This window comes from Streptomyces sp. NPDC005811, assembly GCF_040630405.1.
Lineage (GTDB): Bacteria > Actinomycetota > Actinomycetes > Streptomycetales > Streptomycetaceae > Streptomyces.
Genome location: NZ_JBEXXK010000066.1, coordinates 40044 through 64309, shown reverse-complemented (window position 1 = coordinate 64309; position 24266 = coordinate 40044). Strand labels below are relative to the sequence as shown.

The 24266-nt window shown below is 70.5% G+C and carries 21 protein-coding genes; 15 read left to right on the top strand and 6 right to left on the bottom strand.

Annotation, left to right across the window (positions count from 1 at the left end; translation table 11 throughout):
- The first annotated feature begins 612 nt into the window (after nt 1-612).
- The 7 genes from ABZ490_RS44640 (at nt 613) to ABZ490_RS44610 (ending at nt 8271) form a co-directional block, all read left to right on the top strand.
- Nucleotides 613-2001, top strand: coding sequence for a hypothetical protein (locus ABZ490_RS44640; RefSeq protein WP_359004057.1), 1389 nt, complete (start codon nt 613-615; stop codon nt 1999-2001).
- Nucleotides 1998-4673 (top strand): Helicase associated domain protein, encoded by a 2676-nt coding sequence (locus ABZ490_RS44635; RefSeq protein WP_359004054.1) that lies wholly within the window; start codon nt 1998-2000, stop codon nt 4671-4673. Before ABZ490_RS44640 ends, ABZ490_RS44635 begins: the two co-directional genes overlap by 4 nt.
- A 291-nt stretch (nt 4674-4964) precedes the next feature.
- Nucleotides 4965-5813, top strand: coding sequence for a hypothetical protein (locus ABZ490_RS44630; RefSeq protein ID WP_359004051.1), 849 nt, complete (start codon nt 4965-4967; stop codon nt 5811-5813).
- Nucleotides 5810-6016 (top strand): hypothetical protein, encoded by a 207-nt coding sequence (locus ABZ490_RS44625; RefSeq protein WP_359004048.1) that lies wholly within the window; start codon nt 5810-5812, stop codon nt 6014-6016. Before ABZ490_RS44630 ends, ABZ490_RS44625 begins: the two co-directional genes overlap by 4 nt.
- Nucleotides 6017-6331: 315 nt before the next feature.
- Complete coding sequence (locus tag ABZ490_RS44620; protein WP_359004045.1) at nt 6332-7078, top strand: hypothetical protein; 747 nt, start codon at nt 6332-6334, stop codon at nt 7076-7078.
- On the top strand, nt 7078-7758 hold the full coding sequence (locus ABZ490_RS44615; RefSeq protein ID WP_359004042.1) for a hypothetical protein: 681 nt from the start codon (nt 7078-7080) through the stop codon (nt 7756-7758). The genes ABZ490_RS44620 and ABZ490_RS44615 overlap by 1 nt, the downstream gene beginning before the upstream one ends.
- Nucleotides 7759-7866: 108 nt before the next feature.
- Nucleotides 7867-8271 (top strand): hypothetical protein, encoded by a 405-nt coding sequence (locus tag ABZ490_RS44610; RefSeq protein WP_359004039.1) that lies wholly within the window; start codon nt 7867-7869, stop codon nt 8269-8271.
- A 245-nt stretch (nt 8272-8516) separates the two neighbouring features.
- Here the strand turns inward: ABZ490_RS44610 and ABZ490_RS44605 are convergent, their stop codons facing one another.
- The 3 genes from ABZ490_RS44605 to ABZ490_RS44595 form a co-directional block, all read right to left on the bottom strand.
- Nucleotides 8517-10061, bottom strand: a complete 1545-nt coding sequence (locus ABZ490_RS44605; RefSeq protein ID WP_359004036.1) for a hypothetical protein — start codon at nt 10059-10061, stop codon at nt 8517-8519.
- A gap of 194 nt (nt 10062-10255) precedes the next feature.
- Nucleotides 10256-10585, bottom strand: a complete 330-nt coding sequence (locus ABZ490_RS44600) for a helix-turn-helix transcriptional regulator (RefSeq protein WP_359004071.1) — start codon at nt 10583-10585, stop codon at nt 10256-10258.
- Complete coding sequence (locus tag ABZ490_RS44595) at nt 10585-11580, bottom strand: tyrosine-type recombinase/integrase (RefSeq protein ID WP_359004033.1); 996 nt, start codon at nt 11578-11580, stop codon at nt 10585-10587. Before ABZ490_RS44595 ends, ABZ490_RS44600 begins: the two co-directional genes overlap by 1 nt.
- A gap of 269 nt (nt 11581-11849) precedes the next feature.
- Here ABZ490_RS44595 and ABZ490_RS44590 point away from each other — a divergent pair, with 269 nt between their 5' ends.
- From ABZ490_RS44590 to ABZ490_RS44575, 4 genes are all read left to right on the top strand, one after another.
- Nucleotides 11850-12305 carry a pilus assembly protein TadG-related protein gene (locus ABZ490_RS44590; RefSeq protein WP_359004030.1) on the top strand — a complete coding sequence of 152 codons (456 nt, stop codon included), beginning with the start codon at nt 11850-11852 and terminating at the stop codon, nt 12303-12305.
- Complete coding sequence (locus ABZ490_RS44585; RefSeq protein WP_359004027.1) at nt 12305-15769, top strand: hypothetical protein; 3465 nt, start codon at nt 12305-12307, stop codon at nt 15767-15769. The genes ABZ490_RS44590 and ABZ490_RS44585 overlap by 1 nt, the downstream gene beginning before the upstream one ends.
- Nucleotides 15766-17619 carry a DUF2637 domain-containing protein gene (locus tag ABZ490_RS44580; RefSeq protein ID WP_359004024.1) on the top strand — a complete coding sequence of 618 codons (1854 nt, stop codon included), beginning with the start codon at nt 15766-15768 and terminating at the stop codon, nt 17617-17619. Before ABZ490_RS44585 ends, ABZ490_RS44580 begins: the two co-directional genes overlap by 4 nt.
- Before the next feature lie 443 nt (nt 17620-18062).
- The gene (locus tag ABZ490_RS44575) at nt 18063-18350 is read left to right on the top strand and encodes a hypothetical protein (protein ID WP_359004021.1); all 288 of its coding nucleotides are present in this window, start codon (nt 18063-18065) and stop codon (nt 18348-18350) included.
- Nucleotides 18351-18443: 93 nt separating this feature from the next.
- Here the strand turns inward: ABZ490_RS44575 and ABZ490_RS44570 are convergent, their stop codons facing one another.
- Entirely contained in the window at nt 18444-18830 is a 387-nt protein-coding gene (locus tag ABZ490_RS44570) for a hypothetical protein (protein WP_359004018.1), read from the bottom strand.
- Between ABZ490_RS44570 and ABZ490_RS44565 the strand changes: the two genes are divergently transcribed.
- From ABZ490_RS44565 to ABZ490_RS44550, 4 genes are read left to right on the top strand one after another with little or no spacing between them, the layout of a single operon-like run.
- Nucleotides 18829-19245: a hypothetical protein gene (locus tag ABZ490_RS44565; protein WP_359004015.1), complete on the top strand. Its 417-nt coding sequence runs from the start codon at nt 18829-18831 to the stop codon at nt 19243-19245. The two genes, ABZ490_RS44570 and ABZ490_RS44565, sit on opposite strands and share 2 nt — an antisense overlap.
- Nucleotides 19242-19850, top strand: a complete 609-nt coding sequence (locus ABZ490_RS44560; protein ID WP_359004012.1) for a 3'-5' exonuclease — start codon at nt 19242-19244, stop codon at nt 19848-19850. The genes ABZ490_RS44565 and ABZ490_RS44560 overlap by 4 nt, the downstream gene beginning before the upstream one ends.
- The gene (locus ABZ490_RS44555; protein ID WP_359004009.1) at nt 19847-20443 is read left to right on the top strand and encodes an AAA family ATPase; all 597 of its coding nucleotides are present in this window, start codon (nt 19847-19849) and stop codon (nt 20441-20443) included. Before ABZ490_RS44560 ends, ABZ490_RS44555 begins: the two co-directional genes overlap by 4 nt.
- The gene (locus tag ABZ490_RS44550) at nt 20440-20898 is read left to right on the top strand and encodes an aldo/keto reductase (protein ID WP_359004006.1); all 459 of its coding nucleotides are present in this window, start codon (nt 20440-20442) and stop codon (nt 20896-20898) included. Before ABZ490_RS44555 ends, ABZ490_RS44550 begins: the two co-directional genes overlap by 4 nt.
- Here the strand turns inward: ABZ490_RS44550 and ABZ490_RS44545 are convergent.
- The gene (locus ABZ490_RS44545; protein ID WP_359004003.1) at nt 20891-21463 is read right to left on the bottom strand and encodes a hypothetical protein; all 573 of its coding nucleotides are present in this window, start codon (nt 21461-21463) and stop codon (nt 20891-20893) included. The two genes, ABZ490_RS44550 and ABZ490_RS44545, sit on opposite strands and share 8 nt — an antisense overlap.
- Nucleotides 21463-24030: a DnaB-like helicase C-terminal domain-containing protein gene (locus ABZ490_RS44540; protein ID WP_359004000.1), complete on the bottom strand. Its 2568-nt coding sequence runs from the start codon at nt 24028-24030 to the stop codon at nt 21463-21465. The genes ABZ490_RS44545 and ABZ490_RS44540 overlap by 1 nt, the downstream gene beginning before the upstream one ends.
- Nucleotides 24031-24266 lie beyond the last annotated feature (236 nt).

The window sequence follows — 24266 nt, the reverse complement described above, 5'->3', positions numbered from 1 at the left end:
CCGCGGAGCGGGTACCACATCGCTGCGCGATGTGCAAGCGAACAACCGCGCTGCGCGCGGTTGTTGCGCTCCCGCTCCGCGGGAGCGCTGGCGGGACGCTGCGCGTCCCGCACAACACGACTGCTGCGCAGTCGTGTTGACGCTCCGTCCGCTGCGCTCCCGGAGCAGCAGGACTTCGTCCTGATCCGGCCTTCCGCTGACGCTCCAGGCCGGCCGGGCGGGTCCGCTGCGCTCCCCCGCCCTCAACGGTCCTTCCGGCTGCGCCTCCAGTCCCTTGGGGCCCGCTGGCGCGGGCCGGGCTGGCTACTGGGTGGGGGGTCGCTCGTTCGTGTGGGTTCCAGTGTGCCGCGTGCATCAGGTTGATGCAGCATGTACCGTTGGCGGAAACACGGGACACCCCCCAACCACCCGGACGGGACGCTGACCGCGACCCGGATCGGTTTCTATTTTCTCGGAAGGCAGGAATGGCAAGTGGATACATTCCCTATCTGGAAGCGTTACGTGCGCGCCGTGGATGAGGAATTCGCGCGGGCGGGTTTCCCGGATGCCTCCCACTCGGTGGCCCGCCATGAGGCCCACCACGGGGCATGCGTGGCCACGTGGAGCTGGGGGGTGAGCACGCCTCTCGTGAACGTCCGCGAGTGGCCCTCCGGTCTGACGCTGACGTGGTCCTCGCTCTCCGGGCTCTGGACGTACGTCCCGGTGGACGAATACGGCCTGGAGAACACGGAGCTCATCCCGGTACCGGCCCTGGCCGCGCCCTCCGCCGTCGTCGCTGTGCTTCCCTCCCTGATGGACGGCAGGCACGGTCTGCTCCCCAGGTCGGAGGAGCGGTGGGAGCACGCCGAGCTGCTGGCGTCGTGGGCGGAGTCCGCGGCCGTGCTCGGGGACGACAAGTACGACGCTGCGTACCAGGCAGCGGAGGAGGAGGCGGAGAGCTTCCTGCGGTGGCAGGAGCAGCTCGACGGTTCCGGGACCACGGCGCGGCAGCAGGGCGCCGGCCCTTCGGAGGAGAGCGGGGAGCCTGCCGGGCTGACCCGCTACCGGGTCGTGGCACAACGGACCGTTGCCGAGCACGACGGGGCCGCCACGCTGACCCACTACGCGTACGCGCGATCGGTGGAAGAGGCCGTGGTCAAGGTGCGCCAGGCGCACGAGAAGCCCGGCGGCGTGTACGGAGACCAGGGCCTGTACCGGGTGGTGGAGGCCTGTGAGGACGGGGAGGAAGGCCAGGCACGGCAGCAGGAGGAAGCGCGTCGGCGGTTCGTCACCACGGTCATGCTGGCCGCGCGTGCCGAGGCCGCCCAGGAACTCACCCACCTGCCGCACCCGGAGATGTTCGGCATCCTCTGCGACTTCTTCACCCGCGCCATGGTCTTCCCTGGCCAGTTCGGCTTCCCCAGCGGCACCGCCACCGATGACACCCAGCTGCACGCCAGTGACCCCGCCCGCGCGCTGTCCCGCCTGCTCCTGGAGCACCTGACCCACCACGCCCTGGACCTGGTGGAGGCCGACGACCGGGCCCCCTCGCACCTGCCGGAAGCCGAGGACCAGCTCCCGGCGGCACGGGAAGCCGAGAATGCCGAAGCGCCGGCGGAACTCATCGAACAGGTCCTCGCCGTCTGTGAGTGGCACTACGCGGCCGTGACCGGCACCAACTCCGAGCAGTGGGACAGGGAGTCGGCCCGGGAGCTCGTGGACGTCGCCCTGCGGACCGTACGCCTGGCGGAACGGGCGACCTACCCGCAGACGCTGGAGGCGTACCTGCACGAGCACCGGGCGCGGCTGGAGCGACTGTGGCGCCGCTACGGGCCCGGCGGCATGTTCGCGGATGAGCTCGTGCTGATCGACCTGCCCGGGTTCCTGGTGCTGTGCGAGAGGATCGAGACGACCCCGCTCTGGCTCGAAGGGATCTGGGCGAAGCACGGCCAGGAGGAAAACGCGCTGGAAAGGCTTCACAACAGCTGGCTGCATGACACGGGGGAAAGGGACGGACGATGAGCAGGATTCCACTCAAGAAACATCAGATCGACCAGAAGTCGAGTTTCCGTAAGTGGGTCGGATTCCCTGCAAGGTCACCCGTGCCCCCGCAGGGTGCCCGTGGCACGATCGTGTCAGCGACCGGCTCCGGTAAAACGATCATGGCCGCCGCGAGCGCGCTGGAGAGCTTCGCGGACAGCCGGATCCTCGTGACCGTGCCGACCCTGGACCTGCTCGCGCAGACCGCCCAGGCGTGGCGCCTGGTCGGTCACCGGGCCCCGATGGTCGCGGTGTGCTCGCTGGAGAACGACCCGGTGCTGAACGCGCTGGGCGTGCGGACCACCACGAACCCGATCCAGCTCGCCCTGTGGGCCGGGTCCGGGCCCGTGGTCATATTCGCCACGTACGCCTCTCTCGTGGACCGCGAGGACATCGACGCTCCCGTGGGCCAGCGGAAGGTTCGCGGGCCGCTGGAGGCCGCTCTGGCGGGCGGGGAGCGACTCTACGGGCAGCGCATGGACGGTTTTTCGCTCGCCATCGTCGATGAGGCGCACGGAACCGCCGGTGATCTTGGTCGGCCGTGGGCGGCGATCCACGACAACCAGCGGATCCCGGCGGACTTCCGGCTCTACCTGACCGCCACGCCGCGCATCCTCGCCGCGGCACGCCCGCAGAAGGGCGCGGACGGCCAGGAGGCGGAGATCGCGACCATGGCCGACGACCCGAACGGGACGTACGGCGCGTGGCTCGCGGAGCTCGGGCTGAGCGAGGCGATCGAGCGGGAGATCCTCGCCGGGTTCGAGATCGACGTCCTGGAGATCCGCGACCCCTCCCCCGTGATCGGGGAGTCGGAGGAGGCCCGGCGGGGCCGGCGCCTGGCGCTCCTGCAGACCGCGCTCCTGGAGCACGCCGCCGCGTACAACCTGCGTACGGTCATGACGTTCCACCAGAAGGTGGAGGAGGCCGCGGCGTTCGCGGAGAAGCTGCCGGAGACGGCTGCCGAGCTGTACGTCAACGACGCCACGGGCGAGGACCTGGCCGCCGCCGACAAGCTGCCGAAGTCCTCCATCGACGCGGAGTTCTACGAGCTGGAGGCCGGCCGCCACGTACCCCCGGACCGGGTGTGGTCGGCGTGGCTGTGCGGCGACCACACCGTCGCCGAACGCCGGGAGGCGCTGCGCCAGTTCGCAGGCGGCATCGACGCCGCCGGGCGCCGGGTGCACCGTGCCTTCCTCGCGTCCGTGCGCGTGCTCGGTGAGGGCGTGGACATCACCGGCGAGCGGGGAGTCGACTCGATCTGCTTCGCGGACACCCGTGGCTCCCAGGTGGAGATCGTGCAGAACATCGGCCGCGCGCTCCGCCTCAACAAGGACGGCTCCACGAAGGTGGCCAGGATCATCGTGCCGGTGTTCCTGGAGCCGAACGAAGACCCCACCGACATGGTCGCCAGTGCCAGCTTCCGCCCCCTTGTAGCCGTGCTCCAGGGCCTGCGTTCGCATGACGAACGCCTGGTCGAGCAGCTCGCCTCACGGGCGCTCACCCGCGGCAAGCGCAAGGTCCACATCCAGCGTGACGAGGACGGGCGGATCGTCGGCGCCGGCGGCCAGAGCGACGGCGAGGACCAGGAGCACGACGACACCGACGCCGCTGCCGAGTCCGCCCTGCTCCACTTCTCCACCCCCCGGGACGCCGCGACCATCGCCGCGTTCCTGCGGACCCGGGTGTACCGGCCGGAGTCGCTGGTGTGGTTGCAGGGTTATCAGGCCCTGCTGCGCTGGCGGGGGAAGAACGACATCGCCGGCGTCTACGCCGTGCCCTATGACGTTGAGGTCGAGGTCGGCGTCACGAAGGACTTCCCCCTCGGGCGATGGGTGCACCAGCAGCGCAAGGCTCTGCGGGCCGGGGAGCTGGAGGACCGTCGCAAGATCCTCCTGGACGCGCCGGAGGCGGGGATGGTCTGGGAGCCGGGCGAGGAGGCGTGGGAGGCCAAGCTCGCCGCGCTCCGGTCGTTCCGGCGGGCCACCGGGCACCTCGCGCCGCGTCAGGACGCGGTGTGGGGCGAGGGCGAGGCGATGGTGCCTGTCGGGCAGCACATGGCCAACCTCCGGCGGAAGGGCCAGAAGAACGGCCTGGGCAAGGACCCGGAGCGGGCCGCCGTGCGCGCGGCGCAGCTCACCGAGTTCGACCCGGACTGGGACTGCCCGTGGCCGCTGGACTGGCAGCGGCACTACCGCGTCCTGGCGGACCTGGTCGACGCCGACGGCCAGCTGCCCGACATCGCACCCGGCGTGCTGATGGACGGCGACGACATCGGCAAGTGGCTCCAGCAGCAGAAGCAGCCGGGCACCTGGGCGCGGCTCCTGCCCGAGCAGCGGGAGCGGCTGACCGTGCTGGGCGTCAAGCCGCTTGAGGAGCTCTCTGCCGCCCCGGCGGCCGGGCGTGCAGCCAAGGGTCCGGGTAAGGCGCAGCAGGCGTTTCAGCGGGGCCTGGCGGCGCTCGCGCAGTGGGTGGAACGAGAAGGCGCGGACCGTCCCGTGCCGAGGGGCCACAGCGAACAGATCACGATCGCGGCCGAGACCGAGCCGGTGGTCGTGAAACTGGGCGTATGGGTATCGAACACCCGCGCGAGGAGGGACAAACTCAGCGTTGAACAGCTCGATGCACTGCGGACGCTGGGTATGCAGTGGGCGTGAGCGCGCTGGTTGGTCGTCGTAGCGCGGTTGCGGTCCCAGGGGTTACAGAGTGAGGGTCTGCGCTCGTCCAGTCAATTGCCGGGTGCGAGTTTTCGGCTGCGGGTCCGTGGAGCAATCGCGGGCCCGCAGATTGTTTTGAGCCTCGCGAAAAAATTTCAGCTGGTGTGTCACGTTCACCAACTTCCCCTGCACATAAGCCCCTACAACAAGCGATCTGCTTCGCATCTCAATCGCGCGACTCAAGAGTATCGCCGGAGGTCGGAAGCAGACCAGGACGAGGGGGCTTATGCCATGAGTGTAGATGCAGAGATCATCGAGACCATCGACGCGGTGCTGGGCGGGGACCACATGGCCCGGATCGGGCAGGACGCCGCGCGGATCGAGGAGCTGGCCGGCTGCGGCTTCGAGGGGCTGGCCTACGAGGTGTTCGAGATCGAGCTGGTCCGGGAGGCCGAGCCGCGCCTGCTCGGCATGCTCCGCGAGGGCACGCTTGCCCGGCTCGCCGTGAAGCAGTGCAAGAACAGGGGCTGGAAGTTCTTCGTTCACGAGGACGACACGAGGCTGCTGCGCAGCAGCCCCCTCGAGCGGGACATCATCATGGTCGACGTCCTCACCGAGGCGACGCGCAAGTTCCGCCGCGACCTGCAGCGCGGACAGGGCTGGAAGGCCGACCACAACGGACCCCGCGGCGCCTGCAGCCTGATGTCGTACTTCATCGGCCAGTGCGTATGGGTGTTCCGGCGCGCGTACGTGAGGTGGGCCAGGCAGCGGGTCAGCTGGGCCCGTCTGCACGCCGTGTACGACTTCACCGAGGACGCCGCGAACGAAGCGGGCATCGGCGGGCTGCTCCGGGCGGCCAGCTACGAGATCGACGACTCGGAGGTGTTCAGCACGAACTTCGAGGACATCCTCGAAGAGCAGGCGCCGCACACGCAGGCGGTCGTGCGGCTGACGGTCATGGGCTTCCCCGACGCCGAGATCGCCGAACGGCTGAAGCTCACCGTCGCCGCAGTCCGTCAGCGCAGGTCGCGCTTCAGGACCGCCCTCTACCAGGCGGCCCGCGAGCGCCGGATCTGGATCCCGGAACAGCTGCACACGAAGGCCGTCTCCCGCGAGCGCAACCAGCGGGGTGCGGTGTGAGCGTGCAGAGCCTCCTGATGCTGCTTCTGGCCCTGGTGGCCCTCGCGGCCGTCTCCGCCGTCGCAGGTCTGATCGGCTACAACGTCTCCCGCGAGGGAGGATCGTCGGTCTCCACGGCCATCGGCCGCGGCAGCTTCGTGTTCTTCAGCGTCATGACGCTCTTCATCGCGCTGCTGGCCGTCCTGGTCCCCGCCCTGACGTGAGGCAGGGGTGCGGCGGGCCGGCCGGAATCCTGGGCCGGCCCGGAGCCCGCACGGCAGGCCGTCACACGGAGGGGAAGTTCCAGGTGACGCTGTAGCGGGTGGCGGCCTGGATGCTGAGGCTGAACAACTCGCAGCTAGGCGGGCGGGGTAGTGCCGGTAGAGCCAGGGCCGGCGGGTGGACCGTAGACGAGAACGTTGCTGTGGTGCTTGGTGGCCCTTGGAGGGGTGCGACACGAGCATATGTGATGCGGGCCACACTTCGGTCCGGAGTGGGACGCTTGGCGGCTCCGCCGCGACATGCCCAGTACCAGGGCAATGAGCGCGGCGGAGAAGGAGAACCACGATGCCGGGTCGGATGGGCGGCAGCCCATGACGGAGCACGAGGACCGGTCGACGACCGGCATGGACTCGTTCACTCGGTTCTACAACGAGTGGTATCCCCGCGGCGTCGGCGCCGCGCAGAAGCTCGGTCTGAAGGACTTCGAGGACGCCAAGGAGGCCGCCGCCGACGCGATGCGCGCCGTTCAGGCCGCCTGGGGCAACATCGAGACGCCCGAGGCGTACTTCCAGACCATCCTCAAGCGTCGCGTGACCGACCAGCTCCGCAAGGTCGGGCCCAGGCAGAAGCGAGAGACCCGTCTGCAGGATGCCGTGGACGACGTCGATACCCCGGTCGCCGTCGAGTTGTTGGCCGCGATCGCCACGCACACGTCACCGGAGGCCGTTGTCGTGGCTCTCGAAGACCACGCGGACCTGGTGCGCGTGTTGGCCACCCTCTCCGAGAACGACCGCACGAGCCTGTACCTGGAGTCGCAGGGATACAGCGCCGAGGAACGCGCTGAGCACAAGGACATCCCGGTGAGCACCGAGCGCACACAGGCCGCGCGGGCTCGCCAGCGGTGTATGGCGCTGCTGGCCGCGATCAAGTCCGAGAACAAGTCCGACGCGGTCACGGCCGCCGAGAACCGGAAACGCAGGCGCGACCAGGACCGCGCACTCAGGCGCGAACGCGACGACCAGCTCGAGGGACGACTCATCAAGAAGGAGGGAGAGGAAGCGTGATGTCGAACAACGAGGTTCCCCAGCAGGGCGGCCCGGTCAACGACTTCGACGAGCTCGAGATGCCGCCCGTCCCCGCCCGGTGGGACGACCCGCCCTCCATGCTGAGCGAGGACGACCTCACCCGCATGGCGCTCGGCCGTAACGACGACGACCCGCTGCTCGCCGCCGTCTCCGACGACCTGTGGGCGCCGGTCGAGCTGAACGAGACGCCCGAGGCCAACGCCGAACGCCTCGCCTCGATCATCGAGGGCGGCGCCCAGCTGCGTGAACGCTGGGCCGAGACCGCCGCGTTGGAGGAGGCCTACACCGCGCCCACCGCCGACGCCGTGCCCACGCAGGTTCGCATGCGCAAGGCCCGGATCGAGAAGAGCCGTCAGCGCCAGGAACAGACTAAGGAACGCCGCATCCGCGAGATCCGCAGCACCCGCCGCGCCTTGCTCATCAGCGGCGTGGCGGCCACTGCCCTCGTCGCCACCGGGGTGTTCGCCTTGATCCACGGCAGTGGCTTCACGGCCAGCATCATGACCAACATCGTGATCGTCGCCGCCTACTGCGCGCAGAGTCTCGGGGCTATGAGGGCCCGGAGTCTCGCGAACACGGGGGCCCGGCAGAAGACCTGGGTGCGGAACTACCGGAGGGAGCGTAAGGGGAATGGGGCGGTGATGAAGAAGCCGGAGTGAAGGGGTGGGGCCATCCGCGTGTTCCTAGGCACGCAGCGCCCCCACCCCTTTCAGCACCCCAGTCCCACCAGCACAGACTCAACCTGAATCCAGCAGACGGAGCGCTCAATGCCTTCCCAGCGTCGCACGAAAAAGAGCAAGACTGCAGGCCGAAAGCAGGACGACTTCCGCGAGCAGCACGAGCGAGTCGACCGCAAGCACGACCGGGCTGACGGTGAGCAGCAGGTCGACGAGCACGCGCACGACGGCACTGTTCGTGAACAGCAGCTCGCCGAACACGGCCGCGGAGACGTCGACGGACAGCCGCAGCCCTGGCGCCGCATCGGCGTCCCGGTCCCGCCGGCCTCCGTGGTCTCGACCGTGAGCGCCGTGAGCGGCGGGTCCGGGCTGACCGCCGCGATCATCACCGGCCACGTGCAGCCCGGCGTCGTCTGGCCCGCCGTCACCCTCGTGATCGCAGGCATGGCCTACGACGTCGCCCGCCAGGCCCTGCACCGAGGCCGCCGCGCCTGACCCGCGCAGCACAGAGGCCTTGACCGCCGGCACCACGCTGGCGATCAAGGCCTCTCGTGCGATGGGCATGGCCGCCTCGTCGGCGGATCGTCGAACAGGACGCACATTCCCGTGCGAAGAGAGGCCCCGGACCGCATTGTCCGGGGCCTCGTGCTGTTCGGTAAAGCCCAAGTGGGATGGGCCATCTCCCTGCCGTGCCCGAAGTTCCCTACCGCCGGCGGCGTGATCAGGAGATCGCAGGCGATTCACCGACTGTGGCCGATGGGGCCGGGTGGCCGGTCGCGGAGGTCTGGGTGTTCCACAGTGGTGGTGAACCGCTGGGCGGTGCGCGTGCTGATGCCGAACAGGTCGGTCAGCCGCTTGGCGTCGCCGTTGGTGGCGAGGGCTTCGTCGAGCAGGCGGTCGTTGCGCAGGGCGCGGCAGGTCAGGTGCGGTCCGAGGCGGAGGTTGATCCAGCGGTGGCCGACGTGCGCGTGGGTGGTGGCGCTGCGGAAGTGGAGGAACAGGTGGGGGTTGGCGGTGGTGGGCCAGTGGCGGCGGCGGTGGTCGAGGTAGGCGGCCAGGCGCCGGCGCACGGGGGCGGCGAGTGGAATCCTGCGGCTGTCGATCTCGAGGTGGTCGTCGCGGATGTTGGTGAGCTGCAAGCGCTGGATCTGGTGCGGGGTCAGACCGTGGTAGGCGATCAGCGCGCACAGTAGTGCTTGGGCGGGGTCGGCGGAGTCGAGGGCGGCGCGGATGTGCTCGACCGGGAGTGGCATCGGGATGGTGGGGGCGGGGAAGCCGGTCCTGACCTGGCGGGCCGGGTCGGTGAACACCAGGCGCTGGGCTTTGAGGAGGCGGAAGATCGAGCGCAGTCCCTGACCCGTCTGGGTCCGGGCGGCTCCGGTCGGCGGAAGTACGGTGCGGATGTCGCGGGGGGTGATCTCGCGCAGGGAAGTCTTGCCGGTGGCAGCCCATCGGGTGAGGGCGGGCATGGCCCAGCGCAGATGCAGACGGATGGTGGTCTCGGAGCGGGGATGGCGCCGCGGCGGGCTGGTGCTGCCCTCGTACATCATGGCCAGCCAGGCGCGGACCTCGCCGGCCATGGAGGGCGGCAGCGCGGTGATCTGCCGCTCGGCCCAGGCGATCACCGCGGGGACGCGGTCGCAGGTGAGCAGGCCGGCCCGCTCGAGGATGGCGGTGACGTGGCCGTGGGGGAGGTTGACCTCCGTCAGCACGGCGACGTCGTCGACGGTGAGCGCGGCGCCCGGGGTCTGGAGAAAGCCGAGGACGATATTGACGCCTGTGCGGACCCGCCAGGTCGTGTCACGGCTCCAGCCGTAGCGGATCGCCTCCTCACGCGTGAACTGCTCCGCCCACGCCGCGAGATGGGGATCCGCGCGCCGGGCCAGCCCTTCGATGCCGCGTCGGCGCAGCGTGCGGGCCGCGTCGCACAGGACCGGTTGCCGGTGCACGGGCGGCGGCGCCGGCTCAGGGCGCAGCGGTGCGGGCGCGACGATCGCGGCGCCGCGGTGCCGGCTGGAGAACAGATCGGCGAAGAACAGTTGCTGGCCGGTGCGGCAGGCCTGCTGCCAGTGGGCGGTGGGGGCGCGGTGACGGGCGTTGCGGGTCAGCAGAGTCTGTTTGCGGCACAGCCGGCAGATCCCGCCCGTGTCCAGGACCGCCTCATGCCCGCACACGGTGCACGCGGCGGTCCGGGTGTATGTGCGGCACCAGGTCGCGCAGCCCTTGCACATCCAGCCCAGGTGCCGTGTGGCGCCCCACGCCAGGCAGTTGGTGCACGAATCCACAGGGGGGACCGCGCCCGGGTGGCAGCGCTCGCACAGCCCTCCCGCGTAGTACAGGCGGCCAGAGCCGCAGCGCAGACACGGCGGCGGGATGACCGGGCCGCCCGGCCAGCAGGAGAAGCAGAACTCCACCCGCGGCATCGCCGGCGGCCGCCGCCCGCACCCCGTGCACATGACCCTGCTGCGGGCCGGGCCGCTCACAGCGGCGGCGCCAGCCGGCGAAGCGGCCCGGGCTCCCGCACCGCCGCTCCCGGGACCGGCCCAGCTGGCTGCATCCCGGGCCGGGCGACGGCGGCGCCGGCCACGTGCGGGGCCGTATCGCGGACGAGGAGATCGGACGGCTCGCAGCCCAGCACCGCGCACATCACCTCAAGGTCGTCCAGCCGGATGCTCACCGGCGTGGCCGACCACAGCGCCGACATCTTCCCCACGCTGACGCGCAGCCCCGCCGCCGCCAGCCGGCGCCGCACCTCGGCCGACGTCGCCAACCCGCGCTCAACCGCCCGCCGGCGCAGCTCCCACCGCATCAGCACCCCCGCCCCTCCCCCACACCCAGGCGGCCGGCCACCCGCGCACTGGCCGCCACCCACGCCTGCTCGATGTGCTCGGAGCGCACATGGATGTAGCGGGTCGTCGTCGCCAGCCACTCATGCCCCAGCAGCTCCTGGATCGCCTTCAGATCCACCCCCCGCCCATACAGCGACGAGGCACAGAAATGCCGCAGCCCATGCGGAGACAGCCGCCCCGACCAGACCGGCAGGAACCGCTCCACCGCGCCAGCCAGCCCGTTCCGCAGACCCTGCGCACCGACACGGCCGGCCGTACTGCGGCGCTCGCCGGGGAACATCGGCGCCCGTGGATCGGTGTGGTCACCGGGAAAGTGCGGGCGGATCTCCTCGAGCCACCACCTCAGCAGCACGTCCACCCCGTCGATCCCCGGCACCAGCCGCGCCCGCGGCCCGCGTCCCTGGCTCCCCTTGCCGTAGCGGACATGCAGCTTCCCGAAAGCGCCCAGGTCCGGGCGCCAGTCACCGACATCGAGCATCACCGACTCGTTCAACCGCAAACCCACCCGCCGCCACAACGACGCCGCCACATAATTCCGCACCGCCGGCAGATACTTCCGCGCCCCCGGCAGCGCCTGCCGCCACCCCTCGAACAACGCCGCCACCTCCCCCGCACCCGGAGGAACACGCACCAGCCCATAACCGGCGTGCCTGGGCCGGTTGAACTCATCGACCGGCTGCACCACCACCCACCCCGTCCGCGCATGCACCTCGCCCTGATACCGCGAGATCACAAAGTCGTAGAACCGGGCCACCGTGTTCGCCCGGTCATACACCGTCGACCGCGCCCGACCCCGCTCCCGCAACCACGCCAGCCACCCATCCACATCCTGCGCCCGCACCTCCCACACCCGCCGCCCCGTGAACCGCAACACCTCACACAACACCGACCGGTCATCCGCCAACGACCCATCCGAAATCCCCGCCCCCAACCCCGCCAGCAAAAACCGGTCCACCAACCCCTGCTCAAACCCAGCCAACCCCTCCCCCACACCACCGTCCCCACCACCAGCCGACCGGACCACCCTCAACCCGCCCACCAACCCACCCCCACACAGAAACCGGCCCGTACACCCCACCTGAATACAGGCCACACCCTCAGCAATCCCGAAACTGACCTGCCAAACCCACCCAACGAACGAACCCCAAAACCCCAGCCCACAACCCCGACCAGCCCCCACCACCCACCCCACCAACCCAACACCTTTCGCACACGAGGCAACTGATGACCGGCCAAGAGACGCTCCCCGGCCAGGCACAACGGTGGGACGGTGACCGGGGTGGCATCACCGTGTTCGTCGCCGTGTGCGTGATCGCGCTGATCGGCATCATCGGCATCGCCGTGGACGGCGGCGGCAAGATGCGCGCCACCGAACGCGCCGACTACCTCGCCGGAGAGGCCGCCCGCGCGGGCGGGCAGGCCATCGACCCCGCGCAGGCCATCAACGGGACCGCGATCGTCGTGAACCCTCAGGACGCGGCAGCCGCCGCCCAGGCCTACCTGCAGGCAGCCGCCGCCACCGGCACCGTCGGCGTCTCCAGCGACAGAGCGACCCTCACCGTCACCGTCACCGGCTCGTACGCCACGAGGTTTTTGTCGGTGGCCGGGGTCGGCTCCCTGCCGGTGACCGGCCACGGCACCGCCACGCTCCTGCACGGCGTCACCGCTGAAGGAAACTGATGCCCAGCCGCCCGATTCCCGCCGCGCCGCCCGGCCGCACCCCGGCCCGTGTACTCGGGGCGATGCTGAGCCTGATCGTCCTGACCGTCGCAGTCGCCGGACTCCCCATGCTGCTGGCCCAGGTCACCCCTCTCGTGTGGGCCGCCGCCCACGACGACCTGGTGCACCTGCTGGACCGTCAAGACACCGGAGCGGCCTTCCTGCTGCTGCTCGTGGCGGTGGGCTGGATCGGATGGGCACAATTCGGCTTCTGCGCAGCATGCGAACTGATCGCGCAATTGCGGGGCCGGACCTGGCGTGCCCCGCGTGGGATGGGTGCCTCGCAGCGCGCCGCGGCCGTGCTGATCGGCAGCATCCTGGTCCTGCTGCCCACGGGGTCCGCCCTGGCCTTCGACGCCCACGCGGCCGCGCCAACAAGGGCGGCCGCCGCAGCCGACCAGGCCGCACAGACCCAGGCTGCCGCGATCGGGCAGGCCTCCCCCGCATCCGTCCCGGCGACGGCAGACGCGGCGCGCACGTACACGGTGCGCGAGAGGCGGCCAGCGGAAAGTCTGTGGGCCATCGCCGAAGCGGAGTTGGGGGACGGCGCGCGGTGGCGGGAGATCGCCGCGCTCAACGAGGGCCGCACCATGGCCGACGGCCTCGTCTTCAGCGCCAGCAGCTTCCTGCAACCCGGCTGGCAGCTGCGGATGCCCGCCACAGCCCCCACTGCCGAGGGCCTGCGGACCCAGCTGGACGACGAGCCCGAGGCCGCCCCCGAGGCAGGTGGACGCATCGTCACCGTCCGCCCCGGTGACTACCTGTCGAAAATCGCGAAGAAGGAGCTGGGCGACGGCGACAAGTGGCCTACCCTGTTCACGGCCAGCGCCGGCAGGCCGCAGCCGAACGGCCTGCCCGAGATCACCGACCCTGACGTCATCTACGCCGGGCAGCAGGTGACCGTGCCGGAATCCCGGTCCGCACCATCCAGCACCCACCCAAACAATGCGGGCAGCCGCGACACCACGCCCGCGCCGGACCAGGCGCCCGGCACCGGCGAGAGTCCGGGCGACGGCACCGCGGGGGCTCCCGCGCCACACTCTCCGGCGACCGCCACCCCGGGCGACTCCGGCACCGAACAACCGCAGGCCACACCTGACGCAACGCCCCGAAGCCCCACCAGCAGCGCAACGGCCCCGGCCTCGGGTGGGCCGTCGCATCCAGCCGCAGCCTCCTCCCCCGCCGCCACGGCCGCCGAGACCCCCTCGCCGGCCCCCTCCGCCGGCCCGCTGACCCTGCACACCGTCCTGGGCGCCGGTGCTCTGCTGGCCGCCGCCGTCACCGGCGCGCTCTCCCTGCGCAGGGCCCTTCAGCGCCGGCGGCGCAAGCCCGGCGAGAAGATCGCCATCGCGGCCCATCCGTCACCGGCCGAGGCCCAGCTGGCGGCAGCGGCCGAACCGGAGGGCGCGGCTCGCCTGGACGTAGCGCTGCGGACCCTGGCCCACCAGGCGGCCCAGCACGACCAGGCTGCCCTCCCGCCACCGCTGCGGGCGGCCCGCATCGGTGCCCGCACGGTCGACGTGCTGCCCGAGGAACTCGCCCAGGAACCGCTCGCACCCTTCAACTCCGGACAGGACGGCTGGTGGACCCTGCCCGCCGACGCCGAACTCCTGAACGAGGACGACGCCCGCGCGGTACCGGCACCGTATCCGGGGCTGGTCACGATCGGCAGCACGCCGGCCGGCGACCTGCTGCTGCTCAACCTCGCGCAGCTGCCCGCGCTGCTGCTGGACGGCAACCCCCTCCACATCACCGAAGTGTGCACCTCACTCGCCCTCGAACTCGGCATGAGCCCATGGGCAGGCGACGTCGAGGTCGTCACCGTCGGGTTCGGCGAAGACCTGCCGCAGCTGCTGCCCACCGCACGGATCTCCCACCTGCGCCACGCTGCGCACGCCCTGCGCGATCTGGGCGAACACCTCCTGGAAGCACACCAGATACCCGAGAGCAGGCACCAGCCCTATCTGCTGCTGTGCGCTTCCGCCCTCGACGCCGACACCGCCTGGCAGTTCGCCGACCTCATCGACAAGGCAGACACCGTCCCCGTCACCCTCATCGCCCCCGCGAACACCACGGCCGCACACTTTCCCGAGGCGGAAATCCTCAACGCCTCCCTCAGCGAGCCGCAAGCCCTCGCCCACACCGGCACCCACATCACGGTGCAGCGCCTGGAGCACACCGCCTACCAGCAGATCACCACCGCACTCAAAGTGTCCGGCCAGCCCGCCCATCCAGCCGAGGAACCCTGGCAGAACATCCCGGACGAGCCCGACCACATGCAGCAGCCGGAGCAGACCACGGCGACGGAACCCAGCGCACCCGCGGCCGCCGCCCCGGACGTCTCGCCCACGGATCCGCCGGATGCCGCCACGGTGCCCATCGCGCCCACGAACGCCGCCGCCCGGACTGTTGCGCCGACAGCTCCGACGGATGCCGGCGGCGGGGTGTTCCCGGCCCTGCTCGCCGCCACCACCGGCCCCTCCGCCATACGCCCTCTTCCCCTTACCCTGACGACGGTGCAGGTACGGGACCGGCAGCATCCGGCCTCCGCGCCGGACACGGCCCCGTCCGCCGAGCGTGCGGATACCGCCAGCGTGCCCGCCACCGCACATCACGCCGGACAGGAACCCGACGCACACCAGGCAGACGACCCCATCGCCCCGGAGATCCGCGTGCTGGGACCGGTCGAGGTGACCGGCGTGGACCACACCGGCCACGGCCCGAAGATGGCGCAGCTCGCCGCCCTGCTCTACTTCCGGCCCGGCAGAACCGCGGACACCCTGTGCTTGGACATGGACCCCCTCAGTCCCTGGGCGCCGAGCACCCTCAACGCCCGGCTCCAGGGCCTGCGCCGCTGCCTCGGCAGCGACCTTGCCGGCCACCCCTACGTCCCCCGCCGCACCTCCGGCGAGGACCCCTACCGGCTCTCCGCCGACGTGCGCTGCGACTGGACCCGCTTCCTCCAGCTCGCCGAACCCGCCCTGCCTCAGGGACCGGCCGGCCTGGCAGATCTCGAGGAGGCACTCGCCCTGGTCCGCGGCCGGCCGTTCGGCACACGGCCCCTGCCCTGGGCCCAGCCCCTCCAGCAGGAGATGACCACGAGGATCATCGACGTCGCGCACACCGTGGCCGCCCACCGCACCCCCGCAGGCCCCCACCACGACCTCCACGCCGCCCGCCGGGCCGTCGCCTGCGGCCTCGACGCCGACGACAGCGCCGAGGTGCTCTACCGGGACTGGCTCCGCATCGAACACACAGCCGGCAACCGGCACGGCCTGCACACCGCCATCACCCGCATCCAGCACATCAACCAGATGCTCGACTGCTCCCTCGAACCCGAAACCGAACACCTCATCAACCACCTCCTCAACACCCCGGCCCCACCACCCCACACCCGCCAGACCCGACGGACACCCCGCCCATGACCCGCCCACCCGCACCACCGCACACCCCCGACACCGCAGCGCCGCACACCACCGGGGCCGGCGCCGCAGACCGACCCGCCAACAGGCCCGGCCCCACCCCCGGCCGGCCCGGACCAGCCCTCACCACAGGACACCGCGTTCTCGTCGCCGTCGTCGCCACCGGCACCACGGCCATAGCCGGCATCGGCTTCGCCGGCTCCTACACGGCCGTACGCGAACTGGCCGCGCGGAAGGGATTCGGGACCTTCTCCTCCCTGTTCCCGATCGGCATCGACGCGGGCATCTGCGTCCTGCTCGCCCTGGACCTACTGCTGACCTGGATCCGGATCCCCTTCCCCCTGCTGCGGCAGACGGCATGGCTGCTGACCGCGGCCACAATCGCCTTCAACGCCGCCACCGCCTGGCCCGACCCGCTGGGCACCGCCATGCACGCGGTGACCCCGATCCTGTTCGTGGTCGCGGTCGAGGCCGCCCGGCACGCGATCGGCCGGATCGCGGACATCACCGCGGACACCCACATGGAGGGCGTCCGCATCACCCGCTGGTTCCTCTCCCCCGCCCCGACGTTCCTGCTGTGGCGCCGGATGAAGCTCTGGGAACTCCGCTCCTACGACCAGGTGATCAAGCTGGAGCAGGAACGCCTCGTCTACCAGGCCCGCCTGCGCACCCGCTTCGGCCGCGCCTGGCGCCGCAAGGCCCCGGTGGAGTCCCTGATACCCCTGCGCCTGGCCCGCTACGGCATCCCCCTCACCGAAACCGCCCCCGCCGCACTCGCCGCGATGGGCACCGACGCACCGGTACTGGTCCGCCTCGAACAGGTCACCACGCCGGACAGGGCAGAAGATCACGCTCCCGGCGCGGGCCCCGACCGTCCACTTGCCATCCCGCCAGAAGGCGAGGAATCAGCACCGCAACCGGCAGAACCACCCTGCTCACAGGACAGGGACAAAGTGCCCGAGCGGCCGCCCGATACACGTCAGGTCCGCCAGCACGCAGCCGAGAGCGTCACGCAGGCGTACCAGGAGTTCCTCGCGCAGCCCCAAGCCGAACCGGCTGCCACCGGGAAGTCACTCCGGCCCGGTGACCCGTCCCGGATCCCGGACAACGCCGACACACACGACGCGCCAGACCCGTTCTGGGACGCCCTTGTCCACAGCGCCTGGGTCGGCCACGACCAGGACCGAGGCGCCCACCCTGACGCAGCCGCGCCATCGGCCCATACGCAGAAACCCGAAGCCTGGGGTGCCGACGGCGGGATCCTCACCGACGGAGATCAGGCGGGCTTCATCGCCTCCTTCCATCAGCAGGAGCCGAGCACAGGTGAACTCCGCCTCCTGGCCGCCGAGGGTGCCAGCACACAGGAGAACCGCAAGCCCCTGACCCGGGCTGAGCCCGAGACGGCTACCGCGCGAGCAGCGTCAGCCCCGCAAGGTCTCCGCCCGGATGCTCTCGTCGGCGAACTCCCGCCTGCCCCTGGCGGCCTGAGCGTTCCCGATCGGTACTACCTGGCATGGATGGAGTACCAGGACCAGAAAGGGAGAGAACCCAGCGACGAGGAACTGTCCGCCTACTGCGCCAGGAAAGGACTCCTCGGCCGCGGCGGCAACCCCGTCAGCCCAGCCAACCTACGCCGCCACTTCGTGCGCTGGCGCGTCTACAACGTCTGGGCCCAGCAACGCCACCACACCACAACGCCTGCCCCGACCGACATCGCACAAGCCTGCACCCACCTGGGCATCACCGCCCAGTACAACAAGCCCATCACACCCGCATACGTCATCGAAGCAACCCACGGCTTCGAACACCGCTGGCACACGCTCACCCGCCACCACACCGGCAGGCAAGCCTGAACGGCACCTGCCCAGGATGCCTCATGACAGCCTCGACATGCAGCGCCCCGTCGCAGACGAGGACGCCGATTCCGGTGATCTTCAGCCGAACCTCTCCCGCTCAGAGCACACAGGGGCCCTGGCAGCATGCCGATGTCCTCCCAGATGGTCGGCTGAGGGACGGGCGCGTGCGGTCGGCGAGCCGACCGTGATCCGGCGCGAGGACTCATCGAGGATGACGCGCTCGTCGCTCCCGCCCTCGGTTCCCGGCGAGGCCGCGGTCCAGCCGAGGGATGCGCGGCCGCCGACGAGGCGGCGCTGCGGGTTCAGGGCCTTGGTAATTGCATTCTCCGGTTCCGGCTGCGGCCCCATAGTGAGGTCCTGCTCCTCTTTGTTCCTTCGGCGCTCACGCGCCAGCGGGCGAGTCGAGTTGGTGAAGGTGGTCGACGGGACGTTCGGCCGGGGTGTGGGCGCTCACGCAACTGATCTGGTCCCATGCCGAGTTGACTGTCAAGGTCACCTCGCTGGAAGGGCCGGCTGAGAGCATCGGCGCAGGTGCCCTCCCGAGCACTCCGACCCAGACCCTCGACACGACGCAAAGGGCGATCGCCGATCGGATCCGCCGCCTGGAGCACTACGTTCAGAGCCAGCACGCGGCGGAGCGGGCCGAGCAGGCCGCGGTCGAGCAGGAGGAACGGCGCGCCTCCCTGGGGCGCCCTTGCTTCGTGATCAGGCTCCCAGTTCGACGGTGAGGCTCTCGACCTGCTGGCCCGGGCACGTGAGGGCACCGTCGTCAAGGACGCTGCTGGTCAGGCGAGTTGGTGTCCTGCGCGGGCGTGGGCTCGTCACTCGGCTGCCCCGATGAAGGCCATCTTCGGCATCGACCAGTAGGCGAAGGATGTCACTACGCCAGCGAGGCGCTTGTTCAGGAACGTCACGGTGTTGGCGGCGACCAGCGGGATATTGAGGTTCTCCGCTTCCCACCTACGCTGCGCCTCGATGACGATCTTCGCACGCTCGGTGCCATCGAAGGTCCGGGTGGCCCTTTCCAACAGCTTCGCCGTCTCCGTGTCGTCGTAGTCGGTGTAGTTGTAGGGCTGTCCCTTGAGGTAACTGAAGAGTGCGGGTTCGAGCGGGTCGCTGACGGAGTTGAAGCTGGAGGTGAACAGCAGGTCGATGCCTTTGCGCTTGCTCGCGTCATAGCTGGCCTGCTGAAAGGCCAGTGCCCCCATGATCCTCGACGCCTTCCGCGACCCCGACAATGCCGAAGCGCCGTACGGGCACCTGTTCCGGAAGACCAGCTGCGGCGTGACCTTCGCCCACGGGGAAGCCGACTACAACGGCCACTACGGCATCCGCGAAGTGTGCAGTATCTGCCCCCCGGCGCAGATCACGCGGTGCAAGCAGGCGTGGACCAAGCCCGACCTGACCGAGGTCACCCGCGAGGCGCGCGGACTCGGCGCGACAGGCCCCATCGAGATCGACGAACGCGCCATCATCGTCGAAGGCCTGGACGGACCGACACGCAACTACCTCCAGCAGTTGTTCGGCTACCAGTGCCACGACCGCCGCACCCCGCACCTCTACCGCCAGCACGGCCGGGCCCCCATCGGCTGGGAGGCGGAGAACGGAACACCGACACGATGAACTTCCAGACCTGGCCGCACCGTGTGCTCGTCGTCGACGTCGAAGGCAACGGCACTAACCCGCCCGACCTCGTCGAGATTGCCGCGCTGCCCGTGCGCGGCGGCCAGCCGGACACCAGCACCGCCGGGGCCTGGCTGGTCCGCCCGGAACGGCCAGTCACAGGGCGCGCCGCGAGCATCCACGGCCTGACCAACGAGTTCCTCGCGGACAGGCCGGCGTGGGCAGAACTCGCCGGTCAAGTCCGCGACTTCCTCGGCCAGGACTGGATCTGCGCGCACTACGCGCATGTCGACTACCGGGAGCTGCGCCGGCACCTCCCGACGTGGGAACCGGCCGGGGTCATCGACACCGTGCGCCTCGCCAAGGCCACATACAAGGGCCTGCCCTCATACACCCTCGACGCGCTGATCAAGCACGTCGGGCCAGACCTGACACAAGCCCCGCGCGCGGGCCGACACCGTGCGACGTACGACGCATATGCCACGGCGCAGCTCCTGCTCGCCATGGCCGCTGAATACGACATCTGGGACCAGTTCATCGCCGCCGCGGTGCCGCCCGGCCTGCCCGGCGCCCCCGCACCAGACAAGGACCCCACCCTGTGGTGACTCCCGTTCAGACGATCCGTATTGGGGTGCTCGGCACCCACTCCACCGGCAAGACGACGCTCCTCAAGCGCATAGAGATGGAGCTGCGCGCCGAGGGCGTCACCGTGGCGCGCACTGGCCGACTCGCCAAGCGCGCCGCAGCGGCGGGCCTGCCGAAGATGCAGCACCACACCGCGCAGTCCACCGAGTGGATCATCACGCAGGGCATTGCGGACGAGATCGGCGCGGTCGCCCAGGGCGCCGAGGTCGTCCTCGTTGACCGGGCCGCTCACGACGCCGTCGCCTACTTCCACGCCGCGCTGGAGTACCGCGGTGAAGTCCCGCCGCGGCTGGAGCGCGAACGCCTCCTCACACTGGCCTCCACGCAACTGCCGAAGTACAACCTGCTGTTCGCGACGGTGCTCGACGAGAGCGTGCCCGTCGACACCGGCCACGACTACGACGCCCGCTATCGACGGCTCGTCGACCAGCACGTGCACCGCCTCCTGGCCAACGACGACATCCCCCACCAGCGGGTCACCAGCGATTCCGACAGCCAGACACACGCGATCGAGCAGACCCTGCGGCTCTGCCTGAAGGAGGCCGCCGTATGAATCACGTTCTGCCCGCCGGCACCATCACGATCGCCGGGAAAGAAGTCTCTCGGCTGGGATTGGGCACCATGCGCCTGACCGGGCCCGGCACGTGGAGGCACCCCCTCGACCGCGACACCGCGCTCAGTGTGCTCAGGCAGGCGGTGCACACGCACGGCATCACCCATAGCGACACCGCGGACGCCTATGGTCCTCACACCGTCGAGCACATGATGCACGAAGCGCTCTACCCGTACCCGGAGCACGTGCTGATCGCCACGAAGGTCGGCCTGCTCCGCCCCGCCCCGGGCCAGTGGGTACCGCACGGCAACCCCCGGAGCCGAGCCCAAGGGGTTCGGTGGCGGTGTCCCCTCCCCCGGCCTCGGCCGGGGAGCCCCCGCCCGCGGGAGGCTCCCGGGGAGGGGCGTCAGCGGCGGGAGCGGAGCCGTCCTCGACCGCTTCGTGCTGTTACCTGACTTCGACGGAGTACGAGGTGCCGGGGAACTCCCATCCGTCGGTGCCTTCGCCGATGTCCTGCACGATGACGTCGTCGATGAAGTGGTCCTCGAACGCGTCGTCGGTGAGCCGGCCGGCGAGCCAGAGTTCCTCGATCTCGTCCCAGTGGCCCCGGCTGCCGTCGATGCGGAGGGGGGCGGCCCGCCGGTTCCCGCGTTCGCGTTCGTCGTCGCCGGTCTTGACGATGCCGCTGATCTCGTACTGGCCCTGCTTGATGTGGTCGGGGATCGGTTCGGCGGGGACGATGGCCGTGTTCTCGTACGCGGTGTGGATGAGGTCGCGGTAGCCGCGGCGGATGTTGTACTCGGTGTCGGACAGCCAGTTGATCAGGGTCTTGGTCGTCACGTGGAGACCGGCGTCCGCCAGTGCCTGCTGCCCCCGGTGGGTTGAGGTGAGCTGGCTGAGCTGGGCGTGCCAGTGTTTGGCGGTGTAGGAGGACAGCCGGTGGCGTGGGGTGACCTGGGAGCGCAGGAGGTCGCCCAGGGCGGCGCCGAGGGAGTTGCCGCGGCCTGTGGGGCCGGCCATCAGTCGTCACCTTCGGGGACGGTCTCGCCGGCCTGGACGAACTTGCGCTTCACTTCGCCGAAGCCGGTGCCGATCCGGTACGTGGAGGGCGGTGTGCCGGGTGGAGTCCAGAAGATGGCCTGGTCGACGTTGCGCAGCGCGACGAGCGTGTGCCCTTCCTGGACGGCCTTGAACGCGACGGTCCAGTGGCGGACGGATGCCTCGGCGACCATGCTCATGCGCCAGTCCGGCCGCCAGAACGGGGAGCGCTGCTCCTGCCGCTTGGGCCACAGCAGGCGCAGCGCGATGGACAGCCGGGTCTTGTAGGCCTTGTAGGGGTCGCCGCCGGCCTGGAGGAGCTCGGTGCGCGCCGTGCGGGACGCTTCGTAGAACGGCTTGAAGAGGCTCTCGTTGGCCTTCCCGGTCCAGGAGTCGTGGATGGCCGGCGCGGCTGCGAGGTGGCCTTCGCGGACGAGTTTTTCCAGCTGCTTGATGTGGGGGGTGGTGACCCACACGCGGCCCTCCTCGTCGGGACGCTCGATGATCCGGCCCAGCGGGTGCGGCATGTCGGTGCGCGTCCAGACGGGGATGTCGATGAGATAGATGCCGGCCTGGGTCTTGTCGAACGCTTCGAGTGGGCCGGTGTGCAGGAGCTTGTTCGGTGCGAGGGGAACGGCCGAACAGGCGGAGGGAAAGCTGCCGTTGCGGTCGATCAGGCACAGCACGCCTTCGCTGAAGGCGTCGGGCACGTCTAGCTTGTCGCGCCGGACGCGCTTTCCGTTCGTGTTGATGTGGGGAACACGGGTGAGGGTGACGTCGGGGCGGACCCAGCGGGGTTCGCCGTCCATGTGCTCGCTGATCAGCGGCCATGGGCCGCTGTCGCGCTCCGCGGTGCGGATGACCTTGATCGGGTGCATCTTCGAGCGGTCGACCGCGTCCTTGAGGATCTTCAGGGCGGGGAAGATGTGGCCCTCGGGCTCGTCCTCCTCATCCCCCGGCGCCAGACCGTCCTGGCCGTCCTGCTCGTCCTGCTCGTCCTGCGCCGCATCGTCCTGGGGCGGCCCGCTGTCCGCCAGGGGGTGGACAGCGGCATCAGCAGCAGCCTGAGTGATGCCTGCGGCGGGGGCAGCGGACGCGAGCGGGCTGAAGGTCCGCAGCGCGCAGGCGAGACGGTGCCCTTCGTGTGTGTCCGGCATCCGCGCGGCCGCCGCGCCGGCCTGGAGCAGTGACGGCAGGATCTCCTGCAGGGCTTCCTGGTCGCCGCTGGCGAGCGCGGTCCGCCATGCCGCGAGTTCGCGGGTGAGGGCGGCGGGAATCCCCCGGTGTCCGCCGGAGGTGTAGGGAAGGGCGGCCTCGGCCAGTTCCAGCGCCGCTGTTCCGCCGGCGGCCGGTGAGAGACCCGGGCTGGCCGGGGTGTGGTCGCGGTCGAGGGGGGCGGTCTGGGCGTCGAGGAAGCGGGCGTGGAGCAGGTCGGGCTGCAGGTGTGCCGAGCCGATGATGCCGAAGTCGCGTTCGGTGACCGTCACCTGGACCTTGGCCGGGTCCGGGGTCGCGGTGAGTGTCACCACGACGTCGGCGTCCAGGAGGCCCAGGAGTGCGGGGTCGTCGCTGTCCACGACGGCCAGCACCGGTACCTGCAGGTCGCGGGCGAGGCCGGCCAGGACCTGGGAGGCGTCCGGGAGGCGGTCCCCGGACAGCGGCAGGCGGGCGCTGTGCGCGGCCTGGAGGCGGTCCACGACCACCAGGGCCAGGCCCTCCATGTGCGGTGCGGTGTCCGCGATGTCCTCGGCCGTGAGGTTGGTGCCGTCGTCGATGAGCAGCACGTCACCCGCCTGGACCAGCTGGCGGGCGACCTGCTGCTCGTGCCCGGTGAGGCGGCCCTGCTTCAGGCGCGGGTAGTCGCCCCCGGTCTCGGCGGAGAGGATCCGGCGGAAGATGTCGTCCCTGCTCGGCCCCGACGCCGCATACAGGACCATGCCGTGGTCGACGAGCGCAGTGTTCCGCGCGGCGGCAAGACCCAGCAGGCTTCCCCCGACGCTCGGGGGCGCCGCCACGAGCGTCAGCCGGCCCGGCTGCAGCCCGCCCGTCGCGGCGTCCAGGCCGGGCAGCCCGAACACGGGGCCGCCGGCCGGGCCGCCGGTGAGCACGGAACCGATGGCGTCGCCCAGCGTGGCGAGCCTGCGCGGCGCGCTCCCGCGGTCCTGGTTGCCTTGGCGGGTCACCGCACCTCCAGCGGGTGCCGCGCCGGGGCGCGCGGCCGTGTCGGACGAGAGGGCACTTGCGGCGGGGCCGGCGGGGAGCAGGACCGCGACCGGCGTGGTGTTGCGAAGGAGGACCTGGGGCTCGCCCTGCGCCGCCAGCGTGACGAGGTCACCGAAGTCCTTCTGCGCCGCGCTCAGCACGTGAGCCGGGAAGGCATCGGTCTTCCGGGCTGCCGGGAACCGGTCCAGCGGCGCCAGCAGAGCACGCACCCTGTGCCTGGTGATCACCGTGGAGCGCCCCTCCTCCTCGGCGAGCTTCACCAGGGAGTACAGGTTGTTCCGCGCCGTGGTCGCGTTGACCGTCTCCTCCTGCGGCAACTGACTCACTCACCCTCCCGGAACATTCAACTCCGTACCACGGTAGCAGAATCCACTAAACCATCTGGCAGAGTCACTAATTTATTTTCAGTTCCCACTCAACATTTGTGTATGCGGTGTGGGTTGGCGGGTCCGGTCCCCGGGGCCGATCGGCAACCGGCAGCACGAACGGCCAGGACCACAGACCCGGCCTCCGCCTCATACCGTCCGCAGACGATCACACCTGCCGAGCGGCGGGTTCAGCT

Excerpts from the sequence above, each read along its gene's own strand:
- ABZ490_RS44635 (WP_359004054.1), top strand. The coding sequence starts at position 1,998 with ATGAGCAGGATTCCACTCAAGAAACATCAGATCGACCAGAAGTCGAGT.
- ABZ490_RS44630 (WP_359004051.1), top strand. The coding sequence starts at position 4,965 with ATGAGTGTAGATGCAGAGATCATCGAGACCATCGACGCGGTGCTGGGC.
- ABZ490_RS44620 (WP_359004045.1), top strand. The coding sequence starts at position 6,332 with ATGAGCGCGGCGGAGAAGGAGAACCACGATGCCGGGTCGGATGGGCGG.
- ABZ490_RS44615 (WP_359004042.1), top strand. The coding sequence starts at position 7,078 with ATGTCGAACAACGAGGTTCCCCAGCAGGGCGGCCCGGTCAACGACTTC.
- ABZ490_RS44610 (WP_359004039.1), top strand. The coding sequence starts at position 7,867 with ATGCCTTCCCAGCGTCGCACGAAAAAGAGCAAGACTGCAGGCCGAAAG.
- ABZ490_RS44600 (WP_359004071.1), bottom strand. The coding sequence starts at position 10,585 with ATGCGGTGGGAGCTGCGCCGGCGGGCGGTTGAGCGCGGGTTGGCGACG.
- ABZ490_RS44590 (WP_359004030.1), top strand. The coding sequence starts at position 11,850 with ATGACCGGCCAAGAGACGCTCCCCGGCCAGGCACAACGGTGGGACGGT.
- ABZ490_RS44585 (WP_359004027.1), top strand. The coding sequence starts at position 12,305 with ATGCCCAGCCGCCCGATTCCCGCCGCGCCGCCCGGCCGCACCCCGGCC.
- ABZ490_RS44580 (WP_359004024.1), top strand. The coding sequence starts at position 15,766 with ATGACCCGCCCACCCGCACCACCGCACACCCCCGACACCGCAGCGCCG.
- ABZ490_RS44565 (WP_359004015.1), top strand. The coding sequence starts at position 18,829 with ATGATCCTCGACGCCTTCCGCGACCCCGACAATGCCGAAGCGCCGTAC.
- ABZ490_RS44570 (WP_359004018.1), bottom strand. The coding sequence starts at position 18,830 with ATGGGGGCACTGGCCTTTCAGCAGGCCAGCTATGACGCGAGCAAGCGC.
- ABZ490_RS44560 (WP_359004012.1), top strand. The coding sequence starts at position 19,242 with ATGAACTTCCAGACCTGGCCGCACCGTGTGCTCGTCGTCGACGTCGAA.
- ABZ490_RS44550 (WP_359004006.1), top strand. The coding sequence starts at position 20,440 with ATGAATCACGTTCTGCCCGCCGGCACCATCACGATCGCCGGGAAAGAA.
- ABZ490_RS44545 (WP_359004003.1), bottom strand. The coding sequence starts at position 21,463 with ATGGCCGGCCCCACAGGCCGCGGCAACTCCCTCGGCGCCGCCCTGGGC.